We start from the raw sequence: 13451 nt of genomic DNA on the forward strand, positions 1-13451 counted from the left end.
CAACTCCTCGGGATTGTCACCTTTATTTCATTTGAGGGAGAGTGAGACAAGCTCGCCCAAAGGCTGAAGCCTTTTCGCCAACGGACGCAGCGTTATCATGATGATAACCATCCAGCCGCCGTTTGCCCGTCTTTGCCCGATTGTTCCGGCCTCAGGTGCAGATTGGCGGATTTGGCAAAAACTCTGCTCATATTACGGTTGGTATTTTTATGGTTTCTGGGCTAAAAGCAAAGACAAGCTTCCGAGCAAGCAAAACGCTTGTTTCCCGGCAGCCTGCAGACCGGAAACGCTTCCCATCAAAAAACAGCGGACGGCCTGCAGACCCGAATGAGGTCAAACTTCCGGTCACCCGGAAGTATAACAACAAGCGGTTCATGCCGCCTGCAAGTGGATGTGCACAATGATGGATGAAGCTGAACTCAGCACAGAGCTGCGTACCATTTCAGAGTCGAACTCTGCCCAGATTGTCCTTGACGTTCTGGAGACAAATCTCCGCCGCCTGGGTGCGCCCCATATTCTCGTCACCGGCCTGCCGATGCCCAAGCGCTCCATCGAGAGCCTTGTTCAGCGCTACCGCTGGCCGGATGCCCGCACCGGTTCGGCTGACAATCCGCCGCTCTCGGCCAATGATGCGGTCCTGTCTCTCGGCCTTGCCTCGGACCGCACCTCGGTTTGGACCGTGTCGGCCGGTGACACACAGCATTCGCGCCTGATGGCTGCGGTTGGAGAAGGCTACCAGATCATCGCGGTGCCGGTGACCGAGCTGCAGCCCTTCCAGGCCTTCGTCTATTGCGCCGGCCCCAGCCTCAAGTCCGACAAATGCTCCCTCGCGGCTATCGAAATGATTGCGGAAGCGGCCTTCGTGAAGCTGCAGGACATGGGCGTCATCACCGCCCAGCGCCCCGGCGCATTGTCCACCCGCGAGCGCAAGGTGCTTGAGCTCACCGCCTTCGGCAAGACCGCAGGGGAAATTGCCGAGCTTCTGGATATTTCCCAGCGCACGGTGCATGCCCACCTGCAGAACGCCAGCGTCAAGCTGAACGCCTCCAACAAGACCCATACGGTCGTTGAGGCCCTGCGCTACGGCCAGATCCGCGTCTGAGCGCTGAAGGCTCCCGAACTCCAAGATTCCAAAGGCCCGCCAGTTGCATCCGGCGGGCCTTTTGTTTTTCAGGCAGCTGCGAAGCTCGGCTGTCAGTACGTGAGGATGGCCGGCAGCTGCTTGGCCTCTTCGATCCAGCGGGCCACCATCGTCTCCGACGGCACCTGGCGGACAAGTTTTTTCACCGCATTCACCTCGGCCATTTTCGCGGTCAGATTTGCAGGCACCCGGTGCTTCAATTCCTTCACCGTGTCGACACCAGCAGCTTCCAGCAGTTCGGAATATTCCTCTGCAACGCCCCTGATGCGCATCAGATCGGCCATGTTGGCCCATTTCAGGATCCGCTTGTGTTCGATGCCGGTTTCGGCGCCCAGCGCCTCGCGCCCCTTGGGATCCTTGGCACGCTCCAGCAGATCGCCGGTCGTCCGGATGCCCGCCGCGTAAAGCCTTTCTGCATAGACAGGACCGATGCCTTCAATATCAATGACTGGATAGGACATGCGCATTACTCCCTTTAGCTCCCACCGGTCCGGCGCGGCAGCGCCAGCCCCAATCCATTGAAGCCGTTGCGTCAGAAAATGCAATCACCGGTTCCGCGAGATTTTCCGGAAACAGATTTGCCTCTGGACCGCGCCCCTTACGGTGATAGAAATCACCAAGGGACATGACGCCAAAGGACGGGAAAACGTGACGGACAGCATTTTCATTGGCAGCAGCGGCAAGGATGAGGTTCTGAACCTGAAGTTTGCCAACCGGCACGGCCTCATCACCGGGGCCACCGGCACCGGCAAGACGGTGACATTGCAGATCCTGGCGGAGGGCTTTTCCAAGGCCGGCGTCCCGGTCTTCTGCGCCGATGTGAAGGGCGATCTGTCGGGCATTGCCATGCCGGGTGATCCGAAGGACTTCCTGCTGAAGCGGGCAAAGGACATCGGCTTTGCAGACCGCTATGAATTTGAAGGCTTCCCCACCGTCTTCTGGGATCTATTCGGCGAGCAGGGCCATCCGCTCAGGGCAACCATCTCCGAGATCGGGCCGCTGCTTCTGGCCCGGATGCTGGACCTCAACGAAACGCAGGAAGGCGTGCTGAACATCGCCTTTGAACTGGCCGATGACGAGGGCCTGCTGCTGCTGGATCTGAAGGATCTGCGTGCCATGATCGCCCATGTGGGCGAGCGGGCGGCCGAGCTGTCGCGCATCTACGGCAATGTCTCTTCCGCCTCCGTCGGTGCCATTCAGCGCGCCCTGCTGGTGCTCGAGCGCGAAGGCGCCGACAAGTTCTTTGGCGAGCCTGCCCTCGACATCCGCGACTTTGCCCGCCTGAGCCGCGACGGGCTCGGGACCATCAACATTCTGGCCGCCGACCGGCTGATGCACTCGCCCCGGCTCTATGCCACCTTCCTGCTGTGGATGCTGTCGGAGCTGTTCGAGGAGCTGCCCGAGGTGGGCGATCCGGAAAAGCCGAAGCTGGTCTTCTTCTTCGACGAGGCGCATCTTCTGTTCACCGGCGCCCCCAAGGCGCTGCTGCAGAAGGTGGAACAGGTGGTGCGCCTGATCCGCTCCAAGGGCGTGGGCGTCTATTTCGTCACCCAGAACCCGATGGACGTGCCCGAAACGGTGCTGGCGCAGCTTGGCAACCGGGTGCAGCACGCCCTGCGCGCCTTCACCCCGCGCGAGCAGAAGGCCGTGCGTGCGGCCGCTGAAACCTTCCGCCCCAACCCGAACCTTGATACAAGCAGCGTCATCATGGAAATGGGCGTCGGCGAGGCTCTGGTTTCGACGCTGGAAGGCAAGGGAGTGCCCTCTGTCGTGCAGCGCACGCTTATCCGCCCCCCTTCCTCCCGCCTTGGCCCCATCAGCGCGGCAGAGCGGCGCGACTGCATCCAGTCCAGCCCCCTCTTCGGCCTTTATGACCGCGCCCGCGACCGGGAGTCCGCCTATGAAATGCTGACCGAGCGGGCACGCGATCAGGCCCGTGTGGAAGAGCGCCAGAGGACGGAAGACCTGCGCACCGGCGCCTATGACCGGGAAGAGCCTGTCCACCGCACGCGCACCGGCTTTCAGCTGCCGGATTTCGGCCGCGACGACCGGCCCCGGCAGGACAGCCAGACCCAGCGGCGGCAGCGGGCCTCTTCCCGCGACACTGCACTGGAAGCAGGCATGAAATCCGCCGCCCGCAGCCTTGGTTCCTCGCTGGGCCGGGCGCTGGTGCGCGGTGTTCTGGGCTCGCTCAAGCGGGGCTTCTGAGCCCTGCTTCACCACTGCGGCGCACAATTCACTTCGCAGGCGCAAGAAAATATGCCAATGACGCAGGCCATGCGCAACGCATCGGCCTGCGGCGGCCCCGCCCGGACCTTCCGGCAGTCTCCGCCATCAGGCCTCTGGGAGGAACTGCATGAGCGCTTCGGCTTCCGTCAGCGGCCTGACGCCGCCCGAGATCAAGGCCCGCAAGGGCGGCACACCGCTGGTGTGCCTCACCGCCTACACCACCCCCGTCGCCCGCATTGCCGACACCGCCTGTGACGTGGTTCTGGTGGGCGACAGCGTCGGCATGGTGCTGCATGGCCTGCCCTCTACCCTCGGCGTCACCATGGAGATGATGGTCCTGCATGGCCAGGCCGTCCGGCGCGGCGTCGAAAAGGCCCTGCTCGTCATCGACATGCCTTTCGGCTCTTATGAGGAGAGCCCCGAACAGGCCTTCCGCAATGCTGCCCGGCTGATGCGCGAAACGGGTGCTGGCGCGGTCAAGCTTGAGGGCGGCGAGACAATGGCGGAGACCATCGCCTTCCTCACCCGGCGCGGCATTCCCGTCATGGCCCACATCGGCCTGACGCCCCAGGCGGTCAACGCTTTTGGCGGCTACAAGGTGCAGGGACGGGGCGAGGATGGCGCCCGCATTCTGGCCGATGCCCATGCGGTGGCGCAGGCCGGCGCCTTTTCGGTGGTGCTGGAAAAAGTGCCCGACAGCCTCGCGCGTCAGATCACGCAGGAGCTTGCCATTCCCACCATCGGTATCGGCGCCTCGGTGGATTGCGACGGGCAGATCCTCGTCATCGACGACATGCTCGGCATGTTCACCGCCTTCCGCCCCCGCTTCGTCAAGCGCTACGCCGAACTGGGCGACACGGCTGAAGCCGCCGTTGCCGCCTATGCCGAAGAGGTGCGCGCCCGCAGCTTCCCCGGCCCCGAACATGTCTTCGCTGACGCGCCGCGCAGCAAAGACAACGCTTGAAAGCATTGTCGGCATGTCAAAATGGCATGATTTCACTTCCACCGCACGGCCTGTCAGCTCCCCTCCCCCTCGTGGGGAGGGGTGAGGGGTGGGGGGGAAAAGCTCTTCCGGCTGGCAGAGAAACAATTGACCCCAAACAGCAGCTATTAATGATGATCTGCGTAGAAAAAATCTATCTTTCAGACAGTTGCAGCTTCAGAGCCCCCCACCCCTTACCCCTCCCCACGAGGGGGAAGGGGGCGGAGAGACCGGGCTTCAGACAGGCAAAAACATGCCGGGACGCAGGCAACTTCACGCGCTTGAACACTGACCGCTCCAAGGGAGAAAAAGCATGAGCCTTGAGACGATCAACCGCCTTGCCGCCCTGCGTGCCCGCACTGCTGGTTGGCGGCGCGAGGGGCTGACCATTGGCGTGGTGCCGACCATGGGCGCGCTGCATGACGGCCATCTCAGCCTTGTGCGCACCGCCCTCACCCGCACGGACCGGGTCATCGTCACCCTCTTCGTCAACCCGAAGCAGTTCAACAACGCAGCGGATCTCGCCGCCTATCCGCGCACGGTCGAAAGCGATGCGGCCAAGCTCGCTCCGCTCGGCACCCATGTGCTTTATGCGCCGGAAGTGGAAGAGATCTATCCCGACGGCTTTGCCACCAATGTCTCCGTCAGCGGCGTCAGCGAAGGTCTGTGCGGCGCGCACCGGCCGGGGCACTTCGATGGCGTCGCAACCGTCGTCAGCAAGCTTCTGCTGCAGACCGGCGCTGACCTTGCCTTCTTCGGCGAGAAGGACTTCCAGCAGCTGCAAGTGGTCAAGCGCATGGTGCGCGATCTCGACATCCCGGTGGAGATCGTCCCCTGCCCGACGGTGCGCGAGGCGGATGGCCTCGCCATGTCATCCCGCAATGTGCGCCTGTCAGCGCAGGCCCGCAGCACGGCAGCGGCCCTGCCCGCTGTCCTCTTCGCCGCCGCAGAGCGCCTGTCCGGCAGCGAAGCGGCAGAGCCCGTTCTGGCGGATGCCCGCGCAGCCATTGCCGCTGCTGGCTTCGGCGACCTCGAATATCTGGAACTGCGCGCCGAAAGCGACCTGACGCCCCTGTCCCGCGCCGACCGCCCCGCCCGCCTCCTCGCCGCCGTCTGGCTCGACGGCGTGCGCCTCATCGACAATGTGGAGGTGATGCCGAGGGGGTGAGCTGCCCTTTCGTCACGCCTCCACGGCGATATAGCCCGTCAGTCCGGTCTTCTGATGTTCGATGACATGGCAGTGGAAGGCCCAGTTGCCGGGGTTGTCGGCCACAAGGCCAACCTCGATGGTCTCCTGCGCCATCAACAGCGCCGTATCGGTCACCAGCGGCGGCAGCTCGCGCTTGTTGGAGCGCAGCAGCTGGAAGGACAGGCCGTGCAAGTGAATGGGGTGGTCGTTCTGCGTCTCGTTGCGCAGGCGCAGCACATAGGACCTGCCCTTGCGCAGCACTGCCAGCGGATCGACCGGCCCCGGCGCATCCCCCTGCCAGGCCACCCGGTTGATGGACCAGAAGTTCAGCCCCAGCGTGCCGCAGATGCTGGGCTGCGGCGCGGTGCCATCCGGCGTCCAGCCGAAGACGAAATCGATTGTTTCCGCCGAAGCCAGATCCGGCAGCGGCACGGGATTGGCAGGCAGCGGCTTCAGCTCCGCCAGACTGCGCTTCAGGCTCTGTCCTTGCCCCTTCAGCCGGGCCACTACGCGCGGCCCCTTCTGGGTGGCCAGCGTCACCAGCACCTCCTGCCCTTCCCCGTCCGGCATGCGCAGCGCCACATCCGCGCGCTGGCCGGGGGCAAGCAGAATGCTGTCTGCGGAAAGAGAAGCCGCCAGCGGGTTGGAATCGAGCGCAATCACCCGCGCCTTGCCGCCTGAAACAGCAAAGGTTCCAACGCGCGTCACATCCGTCATGATCAGGCGCAGCCGCACAAGCCCGCCAGCCGGGGTCTCATAGACGGGCTCTTCCTGCCAGTTTGCCGTGGAAACCGTGCCCAGCGTGCCGCCTCTGGCCGCGTTGCGCAGCTTATAGAACTCGATGAACTGCCCGTCGCTGCCCAGCCGGAAATCGCGCAGGTTCAGCGGCAGGTCGAGATCAAAGCCGGGGTCTTCCGTCTCTTCCACGATCAGCGTGCCCGTCAGCCCTCTGGCCATCTGCTCCAGTGTGTTGCAATGGGGGTGATACCAGAAGGTGCCCGCATCCGGCGCGGTCAGCTCATAGCGGAAGCTCTGTCCCGGCTCGATGGGGTCCTGCGTCAGATAGGGCACGCCGTCCATGGCATTGGCGATGCGCAGGCCGTGCCAATGCACCACGGAAGCCTCTTCCAGCTGGTTCTGCACATCGACAATGAAAGGCTGGCCCTGCTTGAGCCGCAGCACCGGCGGCACGCCCGTATCGCCGAAACCCATCATGCCGCGGGTAACGATGCCGGGGCGCAATTCATGCTCGCAAGGGCGGATCGGCAGAACGAAGTCCGCCGCCTTTGCCCGGCTTGCGGCAAGGCCGCCCGCCCCGAAGGCCGCAAGGCTTGCGGCTGTCCCGGTCAGGAATTCGCGGCGGGAGATGGAGAACATGAGTTTTTCCTTCAGCTTGTACCGGCGATCCTAGCACCGGCACGGCCAGATGCAATTTGGCCGGAAGGAACGGATTGACGCAGGGCCGGGTTTACGCAGGACCGGGCGCAGCCAACTGTGTCCTTTGTCCGCAGCACACTTGCCCCGCTGGTCCGATGCCGCCATTGTGGCGCAACCGGAGCAAGGCCCCCATGCCTTTGCCCCCCGCCTTTTGCCCCCCCGCCTTTTGCCCCGTGATGGCAGACACACCCCAGGAGCCTCTTCATGAGCCAGATCGACAAGGTTCTCGCCCGCATCGACGCGGATCTCGACAACGCCCTTGCGCGCCTCTTCGACCTTATCAAGATCCCCAGCATCTCCACCGACCCGTCCTACAAGGCCGATTGCCGCAAGGCGGCCGAGTGGCTGGCGGCTGAGCTGACCGGCATCGGCATTCCCGCAAGCGTGCGCGACACGGCCGGCCATCCGATGGTCGTCGGCCACCGCAAGTCCGGCAAGCCCGGCCCGCATGTGCTGTTCTACGGTCACTATGACGTGCAGCCGGTCGATCCGCTGAACCTTTGGGAGACCGATCCCTTCGAGCCGCGCATTGTCACCCGCGCCGATGGCTCGAAGATGATCGTTGCGCGCGGTGCCGCCGACGACAAGGGCCAGCTGATGACCTTCGTCGAAGCCGCTCGCGCCTATATCGCCGAAACCGGCGATCTGCCGGTGGATGTCTCCATCCTGTTCGAGGGCGAGGAAGAATCCGGCTCGCCCTCGCTGCACCCGTTCCTCGAAGCCAACAAGGACGAACTCTCCTGCGACCTCGCGCTTGTCTGCGACACGGGCATGTGGGACCGGGACACCCCGGCCATTGCCCTGATGCTGCGCGGCATGGTGGGGGACGAGATCATCGTCAAGGCCGCCGCCCGTGACCTGCACTCGGGCAGCTATGGCGGCTCGGCACAGAACCCGAACCATATCGTCGCCAGCATCATTGCGGGCCTGCATGACGAAAATGGCCGCATCACCCTGCCCGGCTTCTATGACGGCGTGCATGACCTGCCGGAGAGCCTCGCCGCCATGTGGTCGAAGCTCGACTTCTCGGCAGAGGAATTCCTCGGCGAGATCGGCCTCAAGTATCCGCGCGGCGAAAAGGGCCGCTTGCCGCTGGAGCACATCTGGACCCGCCCGACCGCCGAAGTGAACGGCATGTGGGGTGGCTATCAGGGGCCCGGCTCCAAGACGGTGATCCCGGCCGAAGCCCATGCCAAGTTCACCTTCCGCCTCGTCGGCGATCAGGATCCGGAAAAGGTGCGCGAGGCCTTCCGCGCCTATGTACGCTCCAAGATCCCGGCGGACTGCACGGTGGACTTCATCGCCAAGGACGGCAGCCCGGCCATTTCCATCAACCCGGACATGCCGGCCATCGCCAAGGGTCAGGTGGCGTTGAAGGCAGAATGGGGCAAGGAAGCCGCCCTCATCGGCATGGGCGGCTCCATTCCGATCGTCGGCGACTTCAAGCGCATGCTCGGCATGGACAGCATGCTCATCGGCTTCGGTCTTGATGACGACCAGATCCACTCGCCCAACGAGAAATACGAGCTGAAGAGCTTCCACAAGGGCATCCGCTCCTGGGCCCGCGTGCTGGAAGAGCTGGCCAAGGCCTGATCAGACGCCTTCTGCCTGACCGTTCCGGACAATGCTCCGGAGCGGTCAGGCCCCGGCGCCCGATGCGCCGTTCTGGCGGCTGCGCTTGCGCACATGGAAGATGGCCCGCGTGGCGATGAGGCTGAGCGCGCCGGAGCAGATGAACAAGAGCCCCGCCCCGATCTCCCGGTAGACGAGAACGCCCGCCACGCCTCCGGCGAGGAACGACAGGATCGTAGCTCCATGCAGGCGCAGCTTGGCCATGTTGTGGGCTGCGTCCGTCTGCGTATCGCGCCCGCGCGCAATATCGATGGCAACGCCGATCTCGATGCCGATATCCGTCGCCATGCCGGAGACATGCGTCGTGCGCACCCGCGCATCGGAAATGCGGGTCACCGTGGCATTCTGCAGCCCCATGAGGAAGGCAAGGCCCAGCACCAGCACCGTGCTGCGCCATTCCGCCAGCAGCCACAGGTCCGCCGCCGCCAGCGCCGCCAGCAGCACCGCCTCGCTGAAGATACTGTAGGCATAGATGCCGATATTTCCTCTGCGGCGCCCGGCGCTGATCATCAGCGCGGACACGGCAGCACCGGCGATAAACACCACGACGATCGTCAGAAAAAACAAGGCCGGCAGCCAGTTGCCCTCAGCCGCCTTGTCGGAAAACAGCGAGACATTGCCCGTCATATTGGCCGAGAAGAAGCCGACAGCGTAAAAAGCTGCCGCATTCAGCGCACCTGAAATCGCGGCAAGCGAGCAGGCCAGCGCCAGATCGATCCGTTCGTTGCGGGCAAGCCCTTCCGCAATCAGCATGGTGACAGCCCTGCTCCCATCCGCAACACCCCGTTTGCGGCAAGGCTACAGCGGGCACAGCAGAACGCAAGGTACTATACCCGTCAGATGGCAAAACACCGGGTGGTCCGCAAAAGAAAACGGCAACCCCGCTGCCGCAGCTGCAAGGTTGCCTTCTTCAAACAGTTGACCAGCCCAAGACGGACAGGCAGCGCGGTCTTCCCAGTCTCCAGAACAGGCGCAAGCCTGAATGGGACTGGAAACAAGCACTTTCCGTCCAGTCTCCCCGGCTGCTGGCCTCGCAACCGGGGCCCGGTACCGGGAGCCTTCTGGCTCTTCTCGCACCGGTGGTACAGCGTCGATGGGGCGCGTTATGCGTTCTGTACTAACGCCAAGGTATGCTTGTCCCTTTGCGCTTTCAAGCCGAATGAGAAGCACGCAGAAAACTTGTCTAGATGAATCCCACCAAAGTCTTACAATGTTTGATGAAAACGTCCAAAGACGCACCAAAACGGTACAACCGCCCTACACGCTTACGGGATGGACGAACAAGTATCGAGAATCACAGCTCATTTCAGCGGCTTCACCCCCATGAGAAAAGGCGCAGGCAACCGCTGCCTGCGCCTCCTGCTTTTCCCATGCTGCCGGTCTCAGCCGCGCTGGCGGGCCTTGGCCTCGCGGCGGCGGGCGTGCAGCACAGGCTCGGTGTAGCCATTGGGCTGCTCAACGCCCTTGAACACCAGATCGCAGGCCGCCTGGAACGCGACGGAGCCGTCGAAATCTGCGGCCATCGGCTGATAGGCCGGATCACCGGCGTTCTGCCGGTCCACCACAGCAGCCATGCGCTTCATGGTTTCCATCACCTGTTCGCGTGAGCAGACGCCATGGCGCAGCCAGTTGGCGATATGCTGCGAGGAAATGCGCAGCGTCGCCCGGTCCTCCATCAGCCCCACGTTGTGAATATCCGGCACCTTGGAGCAGCCGATGCCCTGATCCACCCAGCGCACCACATAGCCAAGGATGCCCTGGGCATTGTTGGCGAGTTCGGCCTGGATGTCTTCCGCGCTCCAGTTCGGCCGGGTGGCCACCGGAATGGAGAGAATGTCTTCCAGCTTCGCCTTCGGGCGGCTCTTCAGCTCCTGCTGGCGGGCGGCAACGCTGACCTTGTGGTAATGCAGCGCATGCAGCGCCGCGGCCGTGGGCGACGGCACCCAGGCGGTGTTGGCCCCAGCCATCGGGTGGCCGATCTTCTGCTCGATCATCGCCTTCATCAGGTCCGGCATGGCCCACATGCCCTTGCCGATCTGCGCATGGCCCGGCAACCCGCAGGCAAGGCCCACATCCACGTTGTTGGCTTCATAGGCCGAGATCCATGCGGCGGCCTTCATGTCGCCCTTGCGGATCATCGGCCCGGCCTCCATCGAGGTGTGCATCTCGTCGCCCGTACGGTCGAGGAAACCGGTGTTGATGAAGAACACCCGGTCCTTCGCAGCGCGGATGCACTCCTTCAGGTTCACCGTAGTGCGGCGCTCCTCGTCCATGATGCCCATCTTCAGCGTGTTGCGGGCCATGCCCAGCACGTCCTCGATGCGCGCAAACAGCGTATCGGCAAAGGCCACCTCTTCCGGCCCGTGCATCTTCGGCTTGACGATATAGACCGAGCCCGCCCGGCTGTTGGCGCGCCGGCCCTTCGGCCCGATGTCATGCAGCGCGATGGCCGCCGTCACCATGCCGTCGAGAATGCCTTCCGGCACCTCGTTGCCCTCCGCATCCAGCACCGCATCGATGGTCATCAGGTGCCCGACATTGCGCACCAGCATCAGCGAGCGGCCATGCAGCGTGAAGGTGTCTCCTCGCGGCGACAGATAGGTCCGGTCGCCGTTGAGGCGGCGGGTCATCTGACGCCCGCCCTTCTCGAACGTGTCTTCCAGATCGCCCTTCATCAGGCCCAGCCAGTTGGCATAGACCGTCACCTTGTCTTCCGCATCCACAGCGGCAACGGAATCCTCGCAGTCCATGATGGTGGACAGCGCCGCCTCCACCACGACATCGGCGATGCCCGCCTTGTCCGTGGCGCCGATCCGGTGGGTGCGGTCCCGCAGGATTTCCAGATGCAGGCCGTTGCGGCGCAGCAGCACCTTCTCCGGATCCTGAGCCCCGCCCGTGTAACCGGCGAACTGCTCCGGCGCGGCAAGCCCGGTCTTGCCGGACATGAGCGAACAGACCAGCGCCCCGCCTTCAACGGCAAGCCCGGTCACCTGCGACCAGGAGCCTTCGGCCAGAGGCGCCGCCTCATCCAGCACCTTGCGGGCATAGGCAATCACCTGCGCCCCGCGCGCTTCGTCATAGCCACCGCCTGCCGGTGGCGTGCCCATGGCGTCGGTGCCATACAGCGCATCATAGAGCGAGCCCCAGCGGGCATTAGCCGCATTCAGCGCATAGCGCGCATTCATTACCGGCACCACGAGCTGCGGCCCGGCGACTTCGCCGATTTCCGGGTCCACATTCTGCGTGCCAACCGCAAAATCCGCGCCTTCCGGCACCAGATAGCCAAGCTCCGTCAGGAAAGCCTTGTAGGCCTCCATGTCCGGCGCGCCCGGATTGGCCCGGTGCCAGGCATCAATGGCGGCCTGCAGCCCGTCGCGCTTTTCAAGGAGGGCCCGGTTCACCGGCGCCAGATCCGCCAGGATCTTCGCAAAGCCGCTCCAGAACACCTGCGGACTGATGCCAGTACCCGGCAGGGCCTGATCATTCACGAAGTCATGAAGCGCGCGCGCAATCTTCAGGCCATCGATTTCAATCCGTTCCGTCATGTCCAGCTCCCGGCAACTGCGCTGTGCAAACACCTCTCGCGGCAGATACCGCCGCATCATGCCCGCACTCTCTCCGCGAGCAGGCTTTGCGTCAATCCAACGAAATCCCACATGACCTTTTCCCTGAGGGAACAAATCAAATCTCCCGGCTCCCTTTCTCAAAGGGAGCCGGACCTGATGCAGATGCAAGGCAGAGAGGAATTTTCAGGTAGGGCCGCTTGCCAGCGGTGGATCAGCCGTGCAACTTCTTTGGGCACACCGCGCAACGTCCGACCTTCCAGCCAGAAGCGCCTGCAGGCGCCGGAGCCTCCTTTCGGGGGCGTCCGTCATGGAGCCATCATGATACAGCCGCTTTCACGCCTCCTGCGGAGCGCCTATGACCGTCCCGTTCTCATGCTGATGCTGGCGACACTGGCCTGGGGCGGCAATTCGGTGGCAGGCAAAATGGCGATTGGCGAAGTGTCACCGATGGTGATCGTGTTCCTGCGGTGGGCCATCGTCGGCAGCATTGTGCTTGTGACCATGCGCAAGGGCATCACCGCCCACTGGCCGCAGATGCGCCCCTATTTCCTGCATCTGACGCTGATGGCCCTCTTCGGCTTCGTGGGCTTCAACATGCTGTTCTACATTGCCGCCCATTCGACCTCAGCAGTCAATCTCGGCATCATCCAGGGCGCCATGCCCGCCCTTGTGCTCATCGGCGCAGTGATTGCCTTCGGCACGCGGGTGGTGGCGCTGCAGGTTGCCGGGATCTTTGTCACCATGACGGGCGTCGCTCTGGTGGCGGCCAAGGGGGATCTGAGCAATCTGGCGGCACTGGAGATCAACATGGGCGACGGCATTATGCTGATCGCCTGCGTCTTTTATGCAGGCTACACGCTCGCCCTACGCAACCGTCCGCTCGTGCCGGGCGCCATCTTCTTCGGCGTCATGGCACTCATTTCCGCCGCCGCCTCCGTTCCGCCGGTGATCTATGAGGTGATGGCCGGAAATGCCCTGTGGCCGACGCCCAAGGGCTGGCTGATCGTGCTGTTCATCGCCATCTTTCCGTCCTTCCTGTCGCAGATCTTCTTCATGCGCGGCGTGGAACTGATCGGCCCGGCGCGGGCGGGCATCTTCATCAATCTGGTGCCCATCTTCGGCGCCATTCTGGCCGTGCTGATCCTGAGCGAGCCTTTCCACCTCTACCACGCCCTTGCGCTGGGTCTGGTGTTCACCGGCATCTGGCTGTCCGAGCGGCGGAAGGCACCGGAGGCCGCCTCTGCGTCAGGTGAGGGCTAAGCACATAAAAAAACT

Annotated in this window: 11 protein-coding genes; 7 read left to right on the plus strand and 4 right to left on the minus strand. The window is 63.7% G+C overall.

All coding sequences use genetic code 11. The features are described 5' to 3' along the window. Positions 1–97 precede the first annotated feature (97 nt). Entirely contained in the window at positions 98–331 is a 234-nt protein-coding gene (locus tag ACVNHC_RS00310) for a hypothetical protein (RefSeq protein WP_152967442.1), read from the plus strand. Positions 332–400: 69 nt separating this feature from the next. After that, positions 401–1102, plus strand: a complete 702-nt coding sequence (locus ACVNHC_RS00315; protein ID WP_457166136.1) for a LuxR C-terminal-related transcriptional regulator — start codon at positions 401–403, stop codon at positions 1100–1102. Between the two features lie 92 nt (positions 1103–1194). Here the strand turns inward: ACVNHC_RS00315 and ACVNHC_RS00320 are convergent, their stop codons facing one another. Next, positions 1195–1602 carry a DUF4332 domain-containing protein gene (locus ACVNHC_RS00320; protein WP_457166137.1) on the minus strand — a complete coding sequence of 136 codons (408 nt, stop codon included), beginning with the start codon at positions 1600–1602 and terminating at the stop codon, positions 1195–1197. A 187-nt stretch (positions 1603–1789) separates the two neighbouring features. On the opposite strand from ACVNHC_RS00320, the gene ACVNHC_RS00325 reads away from it, so the two are divergent. From ACVNHC_RS00325 to panC, 3 genes are all read left to right on the plus strand, one after another. After that, positions 1790–3349, plus strand: a complete 1560-nt coding sequence (locus tag ACVNHC_RS00325) for a helicase HerA-like domain-containing protein (RefSeq protein WP_457166138.1) — start codon at positions 1790–1792, stop codon at positions 3347–3349. A 148-nt stretch (positions 3350–3497) separates the two neighbouring features. Next, on the plus strand, positions 3498–4334 hold the full coding sequence (gene panB / locus ACVNHC_RS00330) for a 3-methyl-2-oxobutanoate hydroxymethyltransferase (RefSeq protein WP_457166139.1): 837 nt from the start codon (positions 3498–3500) through the stop codon (positions 4332–4334). Positions 4335–4665: 331 nt separating this feature from the next. After that, positions 4666–5520, plus strand: a complete 855-nt coding sequence (gene panC, locus ACVNHC_RS00335) for a pantoate--beta-alanine ligase (RefSeq protein ID WP_457166140.1) — start codon at positions 4666–4668, stop codon at positions 5518–5520. 12 nt (positions 5521–5532) lie between these two features. Here panC and ACVNHC_RS00340 read toward each other — a convergent pair whose 3' ends face one another. After that, positions 5533–6918 (minus strand): multicopper oxidase family protein, encoded by a 1386-nt coding sequence (locus ACVNHC_RS00340; protein WP_457166141.1) that lies wholly within the window; start codon positions 6916–6918, stop codon positions 5533–5535. 264 nt (positions 6919–7182) lie between these two features. Here ACVNHC_RS00340 and ACVNHC_RS00345 point away from each other — a divergent pair, with 264 nt between their 5' ends. Beyond that, the gene (locus ACVNHC_RS00345) at positions 7183–8571 is read left to right on the plus strand and encodes a dipeptidase (protein ID WP_457166142.1); all 1389 of its coding nucleotides are present in this window, start codon (positions 7183–7185) and stop codon (positions 8569–8571) included. Between the two features lie 45 nt (positions 8572–8616). Here ACVNHC_RS00345 and ACVNHC_RS00350 read toward each other — a convergent pair whose 3' ends face one another. Together ACVNHC_RS00350 and ACVNHC_RS00355 are read right to left on the minus strand one after the other, a co-directional pair. After that, positions 8617–9363, minus strand: coding sequence for a YoaK family protein (locus ACVNHC_RS00350; RefSeq protein ID WP_122519600.1), 747 nt, complete (start codon positions 9361–9363; stop codon positions 8617–8619). Positions 9364–9992: 629 nt separating this feature from the next. Further along, a complete protein-coding gene (locus tag ACVNHC_RS00355; RefSeq protein ID WP_457166143.1) occupies positions 9993–12155 on the minus strand; it encodes a malate synthase G in 2163 nt (720 codons plus the stop codon). Positions 12156–12494: 339 nt separating this feature from the next. Here ACVNHC_RS00355 and ACVNHC_RS00360 point away from each other — a divergent pair, with 339 nt between their 5' ends. Then, the gene (locus ACVNHC_RS00360; protein WP_122519598.1) at positions 12495–13436 is read left to right on the plus strand and encodes a DMT family transporter; all 942 of its coding nucleotides are present in this window, start codon (positions 12495–12497) and stop codon (positions 13434–13436) included. Positions 13437–13451: the final 15 nt, after the last annotated feature.

This window comes from Pannonibacter sp. Q-1, assembly GCF_054073275.1.

What these genes read in the sequence shown, in the direction of transcription:
- ACVNHC_RS00355 (WP_457166143.1), bottom strand. Translation starts at nt 12,155, where the DNA reads ATGACGGAACGGATTGAAATCGATGGCCTGAAGATTGCGCGCGCGCTT.
- ACVNHC_RS00340 (WP_457166141.1), bottom strand. Translation starts at nt 6,918, where the DNA reads ATGTTCTCCATCTCCCGCCGCGAATTCCTGACCGGGACAGCCGCAAGC.
- ACVNHC_RS00360 (WP_122519598.1), top strand. Translation starts at nt 12,495, where the DNA reads ATGATACAGCCGCTTTCACGCCTCCTGCGGAGCGCCTATGACCGTCCC.
- ACVNHC_RS00345 (WP_457166142.1), top strand. Translation starts at nt 7,183, where the DNA reads ATGAGCCAGATCGACAAGGTTCTCGCCCGCATCGACGCGGATCTCGAC.
- ACVNHC_RS00350 (WP_122519600.1), bottom strand. Translation starts at nt 9,363, where the DNA reads ATGCTGATTGCGGAAGGGCTTGCCCGCAACGAACGGATCGATCTGGCG.
- ACVNHC_RS00320 (WP_457166137.1), bottom strand. Translation starts at nt 1,602, where the DNA reads ATGTCCTATCCAGTCATTGATATTGAAGGCATCGGTCCTGTCTATGCA.
- panB (WP_457166139.1), top strand. Translation starts at nt 3,498, where the DNA reads ATGAGCGCTTCGGCTTCCGTCAGCGGCCTGACGCCGCCCGAGATCAAG.
- ACVNHC_RS00315 (WP_457166136.1), top strand. Translation starts at nt 401, where the DNA reads ATGATGGATGAAGCTGAACTCAGCACAGAGCTGCGTACCATTTCAGAG.
- panC (WP_457166140.1), top strand. Translation starts at nt 4,666, where the DNA reads ATGAGCCTTGAGACGATCAACCGCCTTGCCGCCCTGCGTGCCCGCACT.
- ACVNHC_RS00310 (WP_152967442.1), top strand. Translation starts at nt 98, where the DNA reads ATGATGATAACCATCCAGCCGCCGTTTGCCCGTCTTTGCCCGATTGTT.